We start from the raw sequence: 15,779 nt of genomic DNA, 5'->3' as shown, positions 1-15,779 counted from the left end.
AGAGCTTCTGATAACGGCATGGGTGCCCGTGGTGGACGGGGCTTAATCGTGCGGCGCGGCGGGCGCCGGAGGCGCCGTGTCGGCCTCGTCGCGGGGCGCAACGTAGCTGGCTGCGGTGCTGAGCAGCATGTTGACGCAGTAGTCGATGAACTCGCCGCGGGTGGCGCCCAACTGGCCGTTCAGATACGCGGTGAACAGTGCCGTGAGCGCGCCGATGAGGCTGGTGGCGACTAGTTTTTGCAGGACGGGATCGCCGATCCGGGACAGCTTGCGCTGCAGCAGGTCGATGAAATTAGGCATCCACTCCGCACCGGATCGGGTCAAGACCGGCTCGACGGCCGGCGCCAGCAGCAGCACCCGGCCCCGTACCGGGTCGTCGACCATCAGGGCCACGAATTGCTCGACGGCTTCGCGCGGGGTTTTCGCCGTTGTCAGGGTTGTCATGGCGCGGGTGCAGACGTCGTCGTAGACGGCGCGGACGAAGTCTTCGCGGTCGGTGAAGCTCTCATAGAAGTAGCGCTCGGTCAGGGCGGCCTTGCGGCAGACAGCGCGAACGGTCAGCGCCGGCCCGGCTTCACCGCCGAGCAGTTGCACCCCGGCGGCAACGAGGTCGTCGCGCCGCAAGGCGTGGCGATCCTCGAGAGGGACGCCAGACCAGCGTCCCCTTCTTTGACCGCTCTGCACATCGCTCCTAGACTCGAACTGACAACGCATGTAGTCAGAATTGTTTTGCCGCCACGAGACGACACCAGGGGAAATACAGTGACTCAAGATACGTCTGCATCCTGTCCCCTGACCAGCGCCGAGGCGGAGGCACCCGTGGTCGATCGATCCGACGGTGTGGCCAGCGGGTGCCCGGTGTCCCCGTCGGGTTACGAGGCGCCGCCGACGCCGCTCGGGCCGGATTCGCTGACCTGGAAGTACTTCGGCGACTGGCGCGGCATCCTGCAAGGACCGTTCGCGGGATCCATGCAGAACATGCACCCGCAGTTGGGTGCCGCGGTCGAGCAGCACTCGACGTTTTTCCGGGAGCCGTTGCAGCGGGTGATGCGGTCGTTGTACCCGATCGGCGGGGTGGTCTTCGACGGTGACCGCGCCCCGAAGACGGGTGCCGAGGTGCGCGACTACCACATCGACATCAAGGGCGTCGACGACCAGGGGCGTCGCTATCACGCACTGAACCCCGACGTCTTCTATTGGGCGCACACCACTTTCTTCGTCGGCACGCTGCACGTGGCCGAACGGTTCGGTGGCGGTCTGACCGAAGCGGACAAGCGCCAACTGTTCGACGAACACATCCAGTGGTACCGCATGTACGGCATGAGCATGCGGCCGGTGCCGAAGTCGTGGGAGGAGTTCCAGGAATACTGGGACCACATGTGCCGCAACGTATTAGAGGACAACTACGCCACGCGGGCCGTGTTGGATCTGACGACATACGGCAAACCGCCCATCGCCCCCTGGCTTCCGGATTGGCTGTGGGCGGCCCTGACCAAGTTGTTCGCGCCGTTCTTCGTCTGGTTGACGGTCGGCCTGTATCACCCAGCCGTGCGGGAACGGCTGGGCTTCACCTGGACCCGCCGTGACGAGTGGCTGCACCGGCGCTTCGGCAATGGGGTGCGGCTGATCTTCGCCTTCGTGCCGCCCAGGTACCGAAAGCATCCGCGGGCGCGCGCCGGTCTTGATCGCGCGAGCGGGCGTATTCCAGCCGACGCGCCGTTGCCTCAGACGCCGGCGCGCAACTTGCCGCCGCAGGACGAGCGCGGCAAGCCCACGCACTACTGCCCGCAGGTGTAGCCGGCGCGGCCTCAGGTCGCCGGGAGCACCGTCGCGGTGCGCTCACCGCCATTGCGGTCTTGCCAGAACCGGTAAACATCGACGGCGGCGTCGGACGGTTCGTAACGCATGGGCAGGCGCCGGTCCTGCCACCTCTTGGCGAACTCGTCGTAAAAAGTGGCCAGCTCGAAGTACTTGCGGTCGTCGACGTAATGCGGTTCGTAAGCCTCGCGCGTCGTCAGAAAGACCACTTCATCCGGTGAGCAGTAGTAGAGCGATCCCAGGCACATGGGGCAGGGATGGGCCAGCACATAAATGGTGGTACCGACCAGGTGCTCGGTGCCCAGCTTCGTGCAGGCTGCCCGGATGGCCAGGATCTCGGCGTGTGCGGTGGGGTCGTTGGTCTGGGCGACCTTGTTGGCGCTCTCGGCGAGGACCTGGCCGTCTTTGACGATGACCGTCGCAAACGGGCGCCCACCTTCGGTGACGTTTTGGCGGGCCAGGTCGATGGTGCGTTGGGCGAAGTCGGTCACAGCTTCCATGGAAGCAGACCGCGCGGCGCCACTAACTAGACCGTCTACATTTGTGGTAACTCGACGTTGAAGCAAGGGAGCTGCATGGTGCGCACCGAACGTGATCGCTGGGATCTCGCCACGAGCGTGGGGGCCACCGCAACGATGGTCGCCGCCCAGCGGGCACTGGCTGCCGCCCCGCAGTATGCGTTCATCGAGGACCCGTTCGCCGCACCGCTGGTGCGCGCCGTCGGTATCGACGTCTACACGCGGCTGGGCAACGGCGAGATCGTCGTCGAAGCGAACTCCGAGTTCGACCCGGACCGCATGGCCCGGGGAATGGCTTGTCGGACAAGGTTTTACGACCACTTTTTCCTCGATGCCACCCGCGGCGGCATCGGTCAGGCGGTCATCCTCGCCGCGGGTCTCGACGCGCGGGCCTACCGCCTGCCCTGGCCGGATGGCACCGTGGTCTACGAGGTCGATCTGCCCGACGTCATCGAATTCAAGACCGCGACGCTGGCCGACCTGGGTGCCGAGCCCAGAGCGCAGCGGCGCACCGTCGCGGTGGACTTGCGTGACGACTGGGCCGCGGCGTTGCAGGCGGCCGGATTCGACCCGAAAGCGCCGACGGCGTGGAGCGCCGAGGGCTTGCTGGTCTACCTGCCCGACGAGGCGCAGGACAAGCTCTTCGACAACATCACCGGATTGAGCGCCCCGGGCAGTCGGCTGGCCTTCGAGTACGTGCCGGACACCGCCATTTTCACCGACGAGCGGTGGCGTTCACACCACGACCGGATGAGCGAACTCGGTTTCGACATCGACTTCAACGACCTGGTCTACCACGGCGAGCGCGGCCACATCGTCGACTATCTGGGTCGGGCCGGGTGGCAGACGACATCGCAGACGGTGGCTGAACTGCACGAGGCCAATGGATTCACCTATCCCGACGACGACCTCGCGGCCGCCTTCGCCGACATCACCTACAGCAGCGCGATATTTGGCGGCTAGCCGCGCAGCAGTTCGTCTTTGAGGCGAGAGGTGAGCAGTTCCTGGAACACCGACTGCGCGGGGCCGTAGAGGTCGCGGAACATCGTGACCAGTGCGTCCCGGTTGAATTCGGGGATGCCGCCGGTGGGCGGCGTCCAGAAGCTGTCGATGTCCAAGAGGAAGAACTGCCCGCCTTGCACCGGTGTCACGCGGCGCAGGTGGTAGTTGGCGTCGAGGGCCTGGCCGACGCCGGGGCCGTAGCGCAGGATCAGCGACTTACCCGGCTGGGCTTCGCGGTAGACCGCCGCACCCTGCCATTCGGTCAGCGCCAGCCCTCCCGGAGAGAGGCGCTGCGGGCCGAGCAGGTGCTCGTCGATCCAGTTCGACCACTCGATGCGCCCGTCGACGCCCGCCGGAACGCGGATCTCCAGGACATAGCGCAGGCCGACGCGCTCGACGCCGACGATCGACGACACCTGAGCGCGGGCGTCCACCACCCGCATCGCGAGGTCCAGGAACGAATCGAAGTTGGTGTAGGCGGTGGTCTCGATGACGATGGCTTGGTTCTTCAGCGCCGCGGCGGTGGTGTTGTCGCGGTTGATGTAGCGGACGAAGCGGTCGGTGGTCGGGGCCGGCTGGCCACCCGGAGCCATGCCCCAAGCCAGGTCTTGCGCCTGGCGTTCGATGGGCAGGTAGTCGACGAGTAGGTGTTTGAGCTCCCGGCTCGCCGACTCGGTGAAAGCGTCCGCCGCCGGATGACGGACTTCCAGTGTCACTAGAGCGACGGGCGCGTTGGGTTGGACGTCAGCCTGATTCGTTCCTCCGGGAAGCATGTCCCGAAGCATAGCCAAGGGGTGTGACGTTCTAAACGCCGCGTCGGCCACTGATTACCACCGGCGACCGGCGAACCGCAGCATCGTGGTGGCCACCCCTGGTGACCGGACGTTTGCCGAGGTCAGGTGGCGCTGGGTGCCCCCACTAGGACTCGAACCTAGGACCTGCGGATTAAAAGTCCGTAGCTCTACCAACTGAGCTATAGGGGCGCGAAGAATCAGAATACTGTGTCCCGTGAGACGCTCGTTTGAGGATTAGGCCCGGGGTGACCTAAGCTGACGTGGCTCCAACGTAAACGTAGTTGCGAGTACCCCGGAGTGATTCGGTTCTGGCCCCCATCGTCTAGTGGCCTAGGACGCCGCCCTTTCACGGCGGTAGCACGGGTTCGAATCCCGTTGGGGGTACGGTGACGCGGTAACGCGGAGAAGTAGCAAGGCCCTGTGGCGCAGTTGGTTAGCGCGCCGCCCTGTCACGGCGGAGGTCGCGGGTTCGAGTCCCGTCAGGGTCGCCACCACGGCGAGGCACACGCTGCCTTCCGGCCAGGTAGCTCAGTCGGTACGAGCGTCCGCCTGAAAAGCGGAAGGTCGGCGGTTCGATCCCGCCCCTGGCCACCAAGTATCTGTGCATTTCAGCGCCCCTTTTCGCTCTGTCTACGAACTCGTCATCACCGATTCGGACTCGGCGATGGGGCCAATATGGGGCCAAAAACGAGGTGCCGTCGCTGCCAACTCTGTATCGGATCCGTCCCCCTCGACTCTCCGCTGTCTTCGAGCGGAGCCCTACGCGACATGCGCGTGGCCAGTGGCGATTGCACTAGCACCTGCGAGGCACAATTGCGTCGTGCCCGTTCGCTGGTCAGTCGTGGCTGCCGACGACTGGGCTGTCGCTGGCCTCGAGAGCCAGGGCCAGCATCCGCACGACTGGCTCAAACATCCGTCGAGAGAGCGTACCTGGCTGTTCAAACCCGCACGGCCAGAGCGCGATCGTTCCCTCGGGGAAGACACTGTGGAGAAGCTCGGAAGCGAGATGGCTCGGCTGGTCGGAGTGCCGGCGGCCACGGTCGAACTAGCCACTCGGGGCGGGGTGCGTGGCGCATTGGTTGAAGACGTGCGATTGCCAGAGTGGGAATTGCAGGCAGGGCAGGCGCTAATGCCAGAGGTGGTTATCGATTACGACCCGACTGATCCTGAAGCGCGCGGATACAATGTCGGCTCTATCAGGCAGGCACTCACACGGTTTGGATCACCGCCAGGCTCATCGATGCCTACGTCGTTTCGGGCTTTCGATGCGTTCGCAGGATATCTCCTGTTTGACGCGTTGATCGCGCATGGAGATCGCCACGACCGCAACTGGGCCGTCCTTGTGCCGCCGCCGGACGTATCCGAGCCCTCTTTCGACCACGCAGCTAGCCTCGGCTTTACGTTGAGCGACGAACTGCGCGCCGAGCACTTACGCGACGGAACAGTGATGAAATGGGCAGAACGTGGGCACGCGAGCCGATTTGAGCATCGCAAGGGCACGCGTTGGCAGACACTCGTGGACCTGGCAGGCGACGCCATCAGACTCTGTGGACCGAGCACCCGCGAGTACTGGCGTGAACGGATACTGTCGCTTGAACGGCGGACCGTTGAGGACCTATTTGCTTCTGCCCCAGGGATGACGGAGACTGCGCACCGTTTCACGGTCGAACTCGTCAAGATTAATCGAGAGAGGTTGCTCGATGTCCTCGCCTGAATTGCTGTTATCGCGGACGTCAATGGCCACGCGACGCTTCGCTGTCGCATGGCGGAACCGGCGGCGACGCTTAAATTACGCCGGTGGCCGTACTAGACCACGGTGCCAAAGGCTATCGATTCCAGTACCTAGTTGCGTCCAGCAGAGTGGTGTACGAGCCGGTGATGACCGGCGTGTCGTAGCCGGATGAATGAAGGTCATCGCGTGATTCTTCGAGGGACCGACCAAAGTCACTCGAGCAAAGGAATCAACGCGATGACCATTGCCCACGATATCGACCTGTCTGCCGTGCTGGCCGAACGACTCACCACCACGCACCCTGATGTGCTGCGCGAGTTGTTGGCCGCCTTCATTCACGCCCTGATGGGCGCCGAAGCCGACGCGGTGTGCGGTGCCGGCTACGGCCAGCGCAGCAGCGAGCGCACCAATTCCCGCAACGGGTATCGGCACCGCGAGTTTGACACCCGCGCAGGCACATTGGATCTGGCGATTCCCAAGCTAAGGCAAGGTTCGTACTTCCCGGACTGGCTGCTGGAACGGCGCAAACGCGCCGAGCGGGCCCTGACCACGGTGGTGGCTACCTGCTACCTGCTGGGCGTTTCGACGCGGCGGATGGACAAACTCGTCGAGACTCTGGGCATCACCAGCTTGTCGAAGTCCCAGGTCAGCGTGATGGCCAAAGAGCTCGACGCCGCGGTCGAGGCGTTCCGGACCCGGCCACTGGATGCAGGCCCGTACACGTTCATGGCTGCTGACGCCCTGGTGCTCAAGGTTCGCGAAGCAGGCCGGGTGGTCAACGTGCACGCGCTGATCGCCACCGGGGTCAACGCCGAGGGCTACCGCGAAATCCTGGGCATCGACGTCACCACCGCCGAGGACGGGGCCGGCTGGCTGACCTTCCTGCGGTCGCTGACCGCCCGCGGCCTATCAGGGGTCCGTCTGGTCACTTCCGACGCCCACGCCGGTCTGGTGGCCGCGATCGGCGCCACCCTGCCTGGGGCATCGTGGCAACGGTGTCGCACCCACTACGCCACCAACCTGATGGCCATCACTCCGAAATCATCGTGGCCGTGGGTACGCACACTACTGCATTCGGTCTTCGATCAACCTGACGCCGGTTCCGTTGCAGCCCAATATGACCGCATCATCGACGCACTGGCCGACAAGCTCCCCAAGGTCGCCGACCACCTCGAAGACGCCCGCGCCGACCTGCTCGCCTTCACCGCCTTCCCCAAACAAATTTGGCGGCAGATCTGGTCCAACAACCCACTATCCGTTAACCGGCTCTCCGGGGACACGGTTCGGGCTGCAGCGTGAGGTTCACGCACAAGCGCTGAGCACGGATGGATGCTGTCTGCATCTCGGTGGGGGAAGGCGGAGCGGCGATGCGGGTACTCAAGAGCGACAGCGGATATGTCCTGGAGGGCGACTGGGACGGGCAGGACGCGGTGAACGCGTTTCTCAACCATTTGGCGGGACGGGGGTTCAGCGCGGCCACGGTGCGGGCCTACGCATTCGACGTCGCCAATTTGAGCCGGTTCCTCGTCCAGCAAGCGGTCGGGCTCGCCGCGGTCGATGCGCCGTTGGTGTTCGACTGGATCGACTGGCAAGGCGTCCGCCGAACGGACCAGCCCACCGGCGGTCACCGCTCGTCGACCCCGCCGGCAGCTTCGACGGTGAACCGCCGGGTCGCGGCAGTGCGCGCGTTATTCGAGTATCTGGTGATGACCGGTGTCTGCACCGACAATCCGGTGCCGTCGCCGCGGCGGGGACAGGGGCTGCGCCAGTCGCAGCGGGGGTTGCTCGGTCATCTGGGTCCCGGGCGTGCACGCAGTGGCGGTAGGTTGGTGCGTCAGCCGCAGCGTCTTCCGGAATCGTTGTCCACCAACGATGTCGACGCGTTCCTGGCGACACTGGCAACGCACCGGGACCGGGCGATGGTGCTGGTGATGCTACTCGGAGGGCTGCGTTCGGCCGAGGCGCGTGGCCTGCTGCTCGCCGACGTCGATATGGGCCGGCGCCGGCTTCGGGTGATCGGCAAGGGCGGCAAGGAACGTCATGTCCCGGTCGATGCGGCGTTCTTCACCGAGCTCGCCGCCTACCTGCGATGGGAGCGGCCGCCGGGGTTGGCGACGCCGCAGTGCTTCGTAGTGCTGCGCGGCCCGACGACCGGTGCACCGGTCAGCGAGGCCGGGCTGCGCAGCCTGTTCCGTCGGCACCGGGAGACCTCTGGCGCCACAAGAGTCCGCCCGCACCGTTTACGGCATACCTACGGCACCGAATTGTCGGCGGCCGGAATCGATCTGCTGGCGTTGCGGGCGTTGATGGGGCATGTCTCGCCGGAGACCACGGCCCGCTACGTGCATTTGTCGATCGAGCAGCTCGCCGCCGAATACGGTGCTGCTCGTGCGACGTTGGCCGGAGCCCGGCAGTGACCACGGTGTTGGTCGGCCAACCCGTAGGCGCCGACGAGGTGGTGGCGGATTATCTCGACCACGTCGCCACCCTGGGTTTGAGCGGGCGGGCGGTACGCGACCGGATTCGGATCGCTCGCGACTTCACCGCACGCCACCGCGACCTGCACGCCTGGATGACGCTGCCGGCAGCCGAGCGGATCGCCGAGATACGGGACACCGGGGCGTGGCCGCTGATCTGTCACACGATCGGCACCGGCCGGTTACGGCTGGACGTCGAGCTGGCCGCGGTCAAACAGTTGACCGGGCTGGGCCGCGCAGTGGAGGACCGGGATCCGAGCGGATTCGCCGCGTTGCGGAATGCGGGAATTCGGTTGGGCTGGAGGAGTTCCTGGGTCGAGACGGTCCTCGGCGAATGTCTGGCGGTAGTGCTGGCACACCACGGCGGAATGGTCGCCGACCTGACCGGCGACGCGCTCGACGACTTCGACGCCGCGCTGTCACGTACCGTGGTGCCGCCATCGTCGCGGCGGGCATACAGGGGGCGGCTGGCCAGCCTGCGGCAGCTGTTGTTCGAGACCGCGGTCATCGACACCGCGCCGAAACGCCGGCGGTGGGCCCGTAGCCTCGAGCAGCGCTTCACCGAGGTGGAGATGCCCGACCCGATCCGTCAGACGTTGCTGCGCTACATCGGCGTGCGCGCGGCGGTGCTGCGGCCCAAATCGGTCGAGTCGCTGATCAACGACCTGCTGCCCTTCGCCGAATACCTCACCGCTCACCATCCCGACGTCATCAGCCTGCGTGAACTCGACCGGAGCTGCATCGAGGGCTACCTGAAATGGAATCGCACCCGGGGCTGGCGTGGTCAGCGCGCCGCCGCGGGCGCCGGGCGCACCGTCTCGGCCGCGGTGGCCCAGTCGGCAGTGCTCAGTCTGCGCAACCTGCTCGACGACATCACCGCCTGGGGCTGGGCGCAGGCCCCACCACGGCGGTTGGTATTCGCCGCCGACGTCCCCAAACTCGACCAGCCGTTGCCACGCGCGCTAGCACCCGATGTGGACGCGGCAGTGATGAACGCCGTTGCCCACCTGCAGGATCCGTTCGCCCGCATCGGCCTGACCGTGCTGCGTGGTGCCGGCCTGCGGGCGGGGGAACTGCTCGACCTCGAACTGGGCAGCATCATCGACTACGGACCGGCCGGAACCTGGCTGAAGGTGCCACTGGGCAAGCTCGCCACCGAACGCATGGTCCCGCTCTCCGCCGCGACCCTCGCCGCGCTCGACGAGTGGGTCGCCCTCCGCGGCACGCACCGGCCGCTGCCGCACCCACGCACCGGCGTGCTCACCGACTTTCTGTTCACCCGGCACGGACGCCGCCTGGGCTACACCCGGCTGCGCAACGGGCTGCTCACCGCCGCTGAATCCGCCGGGTTGCACCGTCCCGACGGCGGCGTCCTGATGGTCACTCCACATCAGTTGCGCCACACCTGGGCCACCGAACTCGCCAACGCCGGGATGAGTCTGCAGGCCTTGATGTCCTTACTCGGGCACGTCACTCCACAAATGACGATCCGCTACGCCACCCTGGCCTCGCCCACCCTGCGCGCGGCCTACGACGAAGCGATGGGCAAGATGCGCCGCCAGTTCACCCTCACCCCGGTCGGCAAACCGATCCTGCCCGACAAGGTCGGCTGGCTGCACAGTGAAATGCTGAAAACCCGCGTTGCACACGGATACTGCGCTCGCCACGAATCCGCGGGCGCGTGCCCTTATGCCAACATCTGCGAAACCTGCGACAACTACGTCACCGCCCCCGAATTCCGCGACACGCTCACCGACCAACTCGCCGACGTCCAGGCCCTCAGAACCGACGCCGAGTGCCGCGGCTGGACCGACGAAGCCGCCCGCCACGACCGCGTCGCCCACGCCCTTACCGACCACCTCCAGCGCCTCGATCGATGAACATCCCACCCCGACGGGTTGACCCGCCCCCGAGGGCCGGATAAAAGAACGACTCAACAAGGAAATCCGCCGGCGCACCGACGTCGTCGGAATCTTCCCCGACCGCAACGCCCTAATCCGCCTCGTCGGCGCGGTGCTGGCCGAACAACACGACGAATGGGCCGAATCCCGCCGCTACCTCGGCCTCGACGTCCTCAGCAAATCCCGCGCCGACCACACGCCATCAACAGAACAGGAGGACACCCCGGCGGCACTGACCGCCTAAACCACCAAGTCGAAGAATCACACGACGACGTCGTACACCACGTCCCTGGACTTGACCGTCGCATAACCCCGGGGTCGGCTGTGTTCAGCGGGGGCGTGTGGCCTCCGCTCAATTGGGTTTGAGTCCTTTACACTTGATGAAGTGCGCTCCGATGCGGCCGGTTAAACAAACGGCTTCGGGACCAGCGTTGGGGATGACCTCCGGGTCTGCGCTCTAGTCGAATGGCCCCGGCCTCGCCAACCTGGCTTGAGGCCGGGGTCTAACGATTGGGTCTCCCTTCCCGTGCGATTGCCAGACAGCCTTGCCGCCACCTCGATCCCTGAGAAATGGGACGAAACAGGGCCAAACCGGATCAGCTGCGGCCCGCACGAAAAGTATCGTCGAGCGAGTCAAGCGCGGTTGCGATGTCGTCAAGCTCGTCGTCGAAGAGATCCGCGTAGGTGTGTGCGGTCACGGTGATTGATGCGTGGCCCATTGCCTTTTGCAGGAGTCGCAAGTCGGCGCCGGCCCGTCGTGACAGCGATGCGTAGGTATGCCGTAGGTCATGCACACGCAAGTTGTCCCGGCCGATCTCAGTCACAGACTTCCGCCAGTTGACCGCACGCTTCCAGTTCTCCAGGCTCAGCCGGGAACCCTTCGGCGACGCGATCGCCGGCGCGCCACAGGGTCGTGCGTCGAGCCGCGCCTTAAGTGCCGGCATCAAGCGCTCGGGGATTGGGACAGAACGTCGGCCGGCTTGCGATTTCGGGTTCCCTTCAACGAGTTTGCCGCCGACTTGGGTCATCGACCGGCGAACACGGATTCGACGAGCGCCCAGGTCGACATCCTCGACATTGAGGCCGGTGAGTTCACCGAATCGTAGGCCTGTGTAAGCCAGGAGCAAGACGACGTCACCTTGAGCGCCGCATGTTTGGGCAAGTGTTGCGACTTCGCCGACGGTTAGATAGACGTGTGTGGCTTGCCGCATCGGTGGGAATTTGGTGCGTGATGCGGGGTTCTTGCCGAGGAGCTGGTCTTCCTCGACGGCGCGGTCAAGGGTCATCTTGAGGACCGAGTGCGTCCACCTCACGGTCCGCGGTCCGAGACCCGACGCTGACATGGCATTCACCCATCGTTGGATCGACTCGTGGTCGATTCTTGCGATCGGCCACGAACCAAACTGTGGCTCGATACGCAGCCTCCAGTTGTCTTCGTATCCGCGGCGGACTTTCGCGCTCAGGTCGGGTCGGGAGGCTAGCCACGATCGATAGACGTTGCGGAGCAGGATTTTGCCGCCGCGTGGGTCCACCCTGACGCCCGCGGCGCTGTCGGTGACGAGCCTTGCTTCGAACTGGCGCGCCTCCCGCTCTGTTCGGAAGCTCTTCTTGCGCTTCGAACGATCCGGTAGGCGCCATTGGACGTCATAACGCACGCCGTCCTTCGTCTCGCGGCGCTTTATGGCCAAGATTCCTCCGGAATGACGTTGGGGGAATTGAGGATCAGTGCCTGCAGCCAGCAGTGAGCGTGTGCAAGCTTGATCGTTAGCTCAAAATTTGCGGTTGTGCTAAGTCGTGGGTGAGGGCGAATCGCTCTACACCCGAGTCGATTCCAGCCAATCTTTGACGTCATCCAGTAACCATCGACGGTGCCGATCGCTAAGCCTGAGGTGATGTGGACCAGGCGCATCAATCCCACGTTCCCGCCTGGCCGCCCAATCATGCAGCGTTGAGACCGGAACTCCGGTCATTGCTCGAACTTCATGAGCGGTGAGCATGACCGACGCATTTTCTATAGTCATCGTCTCCAACCCCGTCTCCCGCCGTTGGTACTGGCCGGCAGGTCATACCGAGATCATGAGGCATAGTTCTCGATTCCCGCTACCAGCAGTGCGACATTCGATCGGAAATGCACCGTCGAGTGCGGTCAGGGGGTCGAATCTGCGAGACCGGCTTTAGGAGAGCGGTCAAGCCCTTCTGGTTGAGGTCCAGAAGGGGTGTCTGAGCTGGTCATATAGCGCCATCGCACACCAAGCGAAACCACCGCGTGCCGACCAGTGCAGATAGCGGGTTTCAGGCTGCTGTGGTACGGGTCTCGTTGGCATAAGTGTGTCGTAGCGCGTGAACGAGCGCACCCGACCGTTTCCCGGATCGGACAGGTGGTTGTGGTGAGTGGTGCGGATCGGTGCGGATGTGTTGCATTGGTGGGCAGTTGATTTGGCGACAGTGGGTGCGGACAAATGGGGACACAGATGATGTTGGTCAGGTTGGTAGAGCGCGACGATGGGTGTGTCCTATGGTTCCCACGTGGTGAACATCAATTCGAAATCGGCGGCGCGCAAGCGTGTCCGGGAGGCGCAGCATAAGGCCAACGAGGCACGTCTGGAGCGTGAGCGTCAAAATGTCGATGACGCTGCGTCGTTTCTCGTCGAGATTGGGCGGCTGGTCGCCGTCGACGAGTGGGAGCGCAACCGTATCCTCGAGATACGCGCAGAGGGGGAGCGGCGCCGTCACGAACACCGCCAGGCTGGCGCGACAGCGGTGGCCCGGATGCAAGGCCGTGGTGAAAGCCTCACTGCGATCGCTGAACTGGCGGGAGTCAAAGTCGGTGAGGTGCGCGCGGTGTTGAAGTCTGCCGACGCGCAGGCAGCGCCACGCGCGGATGCACTAGGCGCGGAAGGCAGCGCGGCGCGGGGCGCAGGAGAGGGCGCGGTGCCGGAAGCCGGCGGTGGCGCAGCCACCGACGCCGCGGCGCAAGCACTAGGTTCGGTAGACGCCGCCGCGCGAGAGGTCGGCGGTGGCGTGCCCAACAACGTGGCGGCACAAGCACTAGGTGCTGGTGCGCCGTGAACCGTCGACCGACGGTGTCGGTGAGGTCGTCAAGCGTCGGTGCACGTGCGAACGACTATGGGGGCGCTTTGTGGGTGGACCCGGTTGTGCATGCCAGCGGATGCCGCCGGTTCGACTCCTACGTCGTGCGGGGCCCCGGCGCAATCAACGCCCCGATCCACGAGTGCCCGAGGAAGTGGTCACCCTCTCGGCGGCGGCTGCCGGCCAACGTCATGATGTGGCCGGATGCCATCGGGAGCGGCGAGTCGATGAGGCGCGCGCACAACTCACTGCCGCGGCGGAATCGCGTGACTTTTGGGGTGATGATCTGAGCCCGGCATGTCCAGTTTTCCGCGGAAAACTGGCCTGTCGCTCGTCAATCGACGCAAGTCATGGACTCGCTGATGTGATTGACGGACCGGGAAGGCGCGAAAGACGGCATGCGATCTCCGGTTGGATCTGGGCAGTTTTCCGCGGAAAACTGGCGAGATGTAATGCACAATTCAGCGTGTCTGAGGGGCGGTCGTTCGGTCAGCGACGTATTTCCTGGCGGCCGGTTCCCGGAGTGGGCCGCAGCCGCGGCCCAAGCGCACCAAGGTCTTCTCCCCATGACTAAAGTTGTCACTGTTTTGAACCAAAAAGGCGGTGTCGGCAAGAGCACCGCGACCGTCAATCTGGCCGCCGTACGAGCCCAAAAACTGACCGCATATCTCGAGCCCGACGCGTTCTCGCCGGTGGCTGCGGTCTCGATAGACCCGCAGGGGTCGGCAAAATGGTGGGCCAACCGGGTCGACGCACTCCCCTTCCATCTTGTCCAAGCGCACGACGATCCCCTCGAATGGCTGCAGCAGCTCAACAACCTGCCCGGTATTGTCGAGGTCTACGTCGATACCGCCGGCTGGTTCGACCTCGACGCGGACTCCTCTCGAGATGGTCTAGGTGACGGATACTCCGCCGATGCACTGCGGACCGTCCTCGACGTCACCGCCGAAGCGATCGTCCCGGTGCTGCCGGCGCCGATGTGCTTCGACCCAACCGCGCGCACGATCCGTAAGCTTCTCGAACCGCGCAACATCCCCTACCGGGTCTTCATCAATGATTGGGACCCGCGCGATGGCGAACACTGGTTAAAGCAAACGCAGAAGTTCATTCGCGGACAGGGATGGCCCTTAGCCGAGACGGTAGTGCGGCACTACAAGATTCACACGAATGCCTGCAGCGAGGGCGTCGTGGTCACCCAGTACAAGAAGAGTGGCTCGGCGGCCAACGCGGCGGCTGACTTCTACAAGCTCGCCGACGAACTGAACATGGTAGGAGTCCGGTAATGGGGCGCGGTGGTGTCAAGACATTCGATGATCTCGTCGATGCTGTTGGCGACAACTCATCTGTTGACGGAAACGCGAAGATTCCCGTCGTCGCCCCACGGTCGGGCCTGTCGCGGTCGGTGGCTCTACGAGACCTGGTCGGCAACCCACACAACCCGCGCGATTCGGTCGGTGACCTCGACGAGTTGGCCTCCATCGTTGACTTCCAACTACAGCCCGTAGTTGTTGTCACCCGAGGAGCATTTCAAAACATCTACCCCGAGACCACGATTTCGGCGCGGTGGGTAGTAATCATCGGCAACCGGCGGTTGGCCGCCGCGCACAAGTTCGGCCGACCCGAGCTCGACATCGTGATCAAAGACGAACTCGCCAATGATCGCGCAACGCTGCTCACGGCTGTAATCTCCGAGAACGTCGACCGCTCGGGATTCGACGTGATCGAGGAAGCCAAAGCTGTCGAGAGGCTAGTGGGGGAGTACGGCAGCGCTGACGCCGCGGCCGAACATCTTCGTAAGAGCAAGACGTGGGTGTCACATCGGCGCGCGCTACTCAAACTGGCACCCGATCTTCAGGAAGCCACCCGCAGGGGCGATCTGGCGATTCGCGAAGCGCGTTCACTTGCCCAGGTTCCGCTCGCACAGCAGGTGGCCCGGTGGAAGGCCGCTCGCGGCCGGCGCAGTGAAGGGGCCAACACCGCCAATGAAACCGAAGACGGCAATTCGGATTCGGCGGCACGAGACGAACCAACGGCGCCGCCGCTGCGCTCGGTGACGCGGGCGCTTCGAAAGTTCGACGCGGATCCACGCGCCCTGGCGATAGCGTTGCGCGATCAACTTGGCGATAAAGGAGCCAGGACACTGGTCGGCCAGCTCAGGAAGTTGCTCACATAGCATCGCGAGGGTCAGTTTTCCGTGGAAAGCTGACCCATCCATCGAGGTGGCGTGGCATACTGCACGCTCAGCCACACTCAATTATGTTGGGCGTCAAGCGGTTTCGGTGGCACCGTTCGATATCGCAGGTGGTGGTTGTCGGCGTCAACACCGGCGAGCCGAAAGCCAAACGCACCCCACGGCAACGCTCACAGCTGGGAGCGCTGGGAGGCGTGAGCGGCGAAGTTGGTGCTGGTGATAGCCGCGTGGGCGCGGTTTAGGTGATACTGCCGGG

Annotated in this window: 12 protein-coding genes, 4 tRNA genes and 3 pseudogenes; 13 read left to right on the top strand and 6 right to left on the bottom strand. The window is 64.6% G+C overall.

Annotated features, from left to right (window positions below):
• Nucleotides 1-42 precede the first annotated feature (42 nt).
• On the bottom strand, nucleotides 43-684 hold the full coding sequence (locus I2456_RS24740; RefSeq protein WP_085075316.1) for a TetR/AcrR family transcriptional regulator: 642 nt from the start codon (nucleotides 682-684) through the stop codon (nucleotides 43-45).
• A 78-nt stretch (nucleotides 685-762) separates the two neighbouring features.
• Between I2456_RS24740 and I2456_RS24735 the strand changes: the two genes are divergently transcribed.
• A complete protein-coding gene (locus I2456_RS24735; RefSeq protein ID WP_085075317.1) occupies nucleotides 763-1,797 on the top strand; it encodes an oxygenase MpaB family protein in 1,035 nt (344 codons plus the stop codon).
• Nucleotides 1,798-1,808: 11 nt separating this feature from the next.
• Here the strand turns inward: I2456_RS24735 and I2456_RS24730 are convergent, their stop codons facing one another.
• Nucleotides 1,809-2,309 carry a nucleoside deaminase gene (locus tag I2456_RS24730; RefSeq protein WP_205880216.1) on the bottom strand — a complete coding sequence of 167 codons (501 nt, stop codon included), beginning with the start codon at nucleotides 2,307-2,309 and terminating at the stop codon, nucleotides 1,809-1,811.
• An 84-nt stretch (nucleotides 2,310-2,393) separates the two neighbouring features.
• Here I2456_RS24730 and I2456_RS24725 point away from each other — a divergent pair, with 84 nt between their 5' ends.
• Complete coding sequence (locus I2456_RS24725) at nucleotides 2,394-3,299, top strand: SAM-dependent methyltransferase (protein WP_085075319.1); 906 nt, start codon at nucleotides 2,394-2,396, stop codon at nucleotides 3,297-3,299.
• Here the strand turns inward: I2456_RS24725 and I2456_RS24720 are convergent.
• The gene (locus I2456_RS24720) at nucleotides 3,296-4,111 is read right to left on the bottom strand and encodes a TIGR04255 family protein (protein WP_116645828.1); all 816 of its coding nucleotides are present in this window, start codon (nucleotides 4,109-4,111) and stop codon (nucleotides 3,296-3,298) included. The two genes, I2456_RS24725 and I2456_RS24720, sit on opposite strands and share 4 nt — an antisense overlap.
• A gap of 137 nt (nucleotides 4,112-4,248) precedes the next feature.
• Nucleotides 4,249-4,321, bottom strand: a tRNA-Lys gene (locus I2456_RS24715).
• Between the two features lie 122 nt (nucleotides 4,322-4,443).
• Here I2456_RS24715 and I2456_RS24710 point away from each other — a divergent pair.
• From I2456_RS24710 to I2456_RS24675, 8 genes and pseudogenes are all read left to right on the top strand, one after another.
• Nucleotides 4,444-4,516: transfer RNA gene (locus I2456_RS24710), tRNA-Glu, on the top strand.
• 30 nt (nucleotides 4,517-4,546) lie between these two features.
• Nucleotides 4,547-4,623: transfer RNA gene (locus I2456_RS24705), tRNA-Asp, on the top strand.
• Nucleotides 4,624-4,649: 26 nt separating this feature from the next.
• A tRNA-Phe gene (locus tag I2456_RS24700) sits at nucleotides 4,650-4,726 on the top strand.
• A 247-nt stretch (nucleotides 4,727-4,973) separates the two neighbouring features.
• Nucleotides 4,974-5,846, top strand: coding sequence for a HipA domain-containing protein (locus I2456_RS24695; protein ID WP_224113137.1), 873 nt, complete (start codon nucleotides 4,974-4,976; stop codon nucleotides 5,844-5,846).
• Nucleotides 5,847-6,101: 255 nt separating this feature from the next.
• Nucleotides 6,102-7,115: pseudogene (locus I2456_RS24690) on the top strand (IS256 family transposase); the annotation flags it as partial.
• 116 nt (nucleotides 7,116-7,231) lie between these two features.
• Entirely contained in the window at nucleotides 7,232-8,281 is a 1,050-nt protein-coding gene (locus I2456_RS24685; protein WP_007172498.1) for a tyrosine-type recombinase/integrase, read from the top strand.
• Nucleotides 8,278-10,221 carry a tyrosine-type recombinase/integrase gene (locus I2456_RS24680; RefSeq protein ID WP_007172497.1) on the top strand — a complete coding sequence of 648 codons (1,944 nt, stop codon included), beginning with the start codon at nucleotides 8,278-8,280 and terminating at the stop codon, nucleotides 10,219-10,221. The genes I2456_RS24685 and I2456_RS24680 overlap by 4 nt, the downstream gene beginning before the upstream one ends.
• A 46-nt stretch (nucleotides 10,222-10,267) precedes the next feature.
• Nucleotides 10,268-10,486, top strand: a pseudogene (locus I2456_RS24675) (transposase); the annotation flags it as partial.
• Between the two features lie 352 nt (nucleotides 10,487-10,838).
• On the opposite strand, the gene I2456_RS28795 reads toward I2456_RS24675, so the two are convergent.
• Both I2456_RS28795 and I2456_RS28790 read right to left on the bottom strand, forming a co-directional pair.
• The gene (locus tag I2456_RS28795; protein WP_231588713.1) at nucleotides 10,839-11,528 is read right to left on the bottom strand and encodes a tyrosine-type recombinase/integrase; all 690 of its coding nucleotides are present in this window, start codon (nucleotides 11,526-11,528) and stop codon (nucleotides 10,839-10,841) included.
• Between the two features lie 114 nt (nucleotides 11,529-11,642).
• Nucleotides 11,643-11,774, bottom strand: a pseudogene (locus tag I2456_RS28790) (tyrosine-type recombinase/integrase); the annotation flags it as partial.
• A 994-nt stretch (nucleotides 11,775-12,768) separates the two neighbouring features.
• Between I2456_RS28790 and I2456_RS24665 the strand changes: the two are divergent.
• The 3 genes from I2456_RS24665 to I2456_RS24655 all read left to right on the top strand — a co-directional run bounded on the left by I2456_RS24665 (nucleotide 12,769) and on the right by I2456_RS24655 (nucleotide 15,505).
• Nucleotides 12,769-13,311 carry a hypothetical protein gene (locus I2456_RS24665; RefSeq protein WP_174814220.1) on the top strand — a complete coding sequence of 181 codons (543 nt, stop codon included), beginning with the start codon at nucleotides 12,769-12,771 and terminating at the stop codon, nucleotides 13,309-13,311.
• A 587-nt stretch (nucleotides 13,312-13,898) separates the two neighbouring features.
• Nucleotides 13,899-14,615: a ParA family protein gene (locus I2456_RS24660; protein WP_007172118.1), complete on the top strand. Its 717-nt coding sequence runs from the start codon at nucleotides 13,899-13,901 to the stop codon at nucleotides 14,613-14,615.
• Complete coding sequence (locus I2456_RS24655; RefSeq protein WP_007172119.1) at nucleotides 14,615-15,505, top strand: ParB/RepB/Spo0J family partition protein; 891 nt, start codon at nucleotides 14,615-14,617, stop codon at nucleotides 15,503-15,505. Before I2456_RS24660 ends, I2456_RS24655 begins: the two co-directional genes overlap by 1 nt.
• Nucleotides 15,506-15,779 lie beyond the last annotated feature (274 nt).

The organism is Mycobacterium kubicae, from assembly GCF_015689175.1.
In the GTDB taxonomy this organism is placed as follows: Bacteria; Actinomycetota; Actinomycetes; order Mycobacteriales; family Mycobacteriaceae; genus Mycobacterium; species Mycobacterium kubicae.
The sequence above is the reverse complement of the archived record's forward strand: the minus strand, read 5'-3'. Positions and strand labels throughout refer to the sequence as shown.

Coding starts and splice junctions, on each gene's coding strand:
- I2456_RS24725 (WP_085075319.1), top strand. CDS start 2,394: ATGGTGCGCACCGAACGTGATCGCTGGGATCTCGCCACGAGCGTGGGG.
- I2456_RS24720 (WP_116645828.1), bottom strand. CDS start 4,111: ATGCTTCCCGGAGGAACGAATCAGGCTGACGTCCAACCCAACGCGCCC.
- I2456_RS24685 (WP_007172498.1), top strand. CDS start 7,232: ATGCGGGTACTCAAGAGCGACAGCGGATATGTCCTGGAGGGCGACTGG.
- I2456_RS28795 (WP_231588713.1), bottom strand. CDS start 11,528: ATGACCCTTGACCGCGCCGTCGAGGAAGACCAGCTCCTCGGCAAGAAC.
- I2456_RS24660 (WP_007172118.1), top strand. CDS start 13,899: ATGACTAAAGTTGTCACTGTTTTGAACCAAAAAGGCGGTGTCGGCAAG.
- I2456_RS24655 (WP_007172119.1), top strand. CDS start 14,615: ATGGGGCGCGGTGGTGTCAAGACATTCGATGATCTCGTCGATGCTGTT.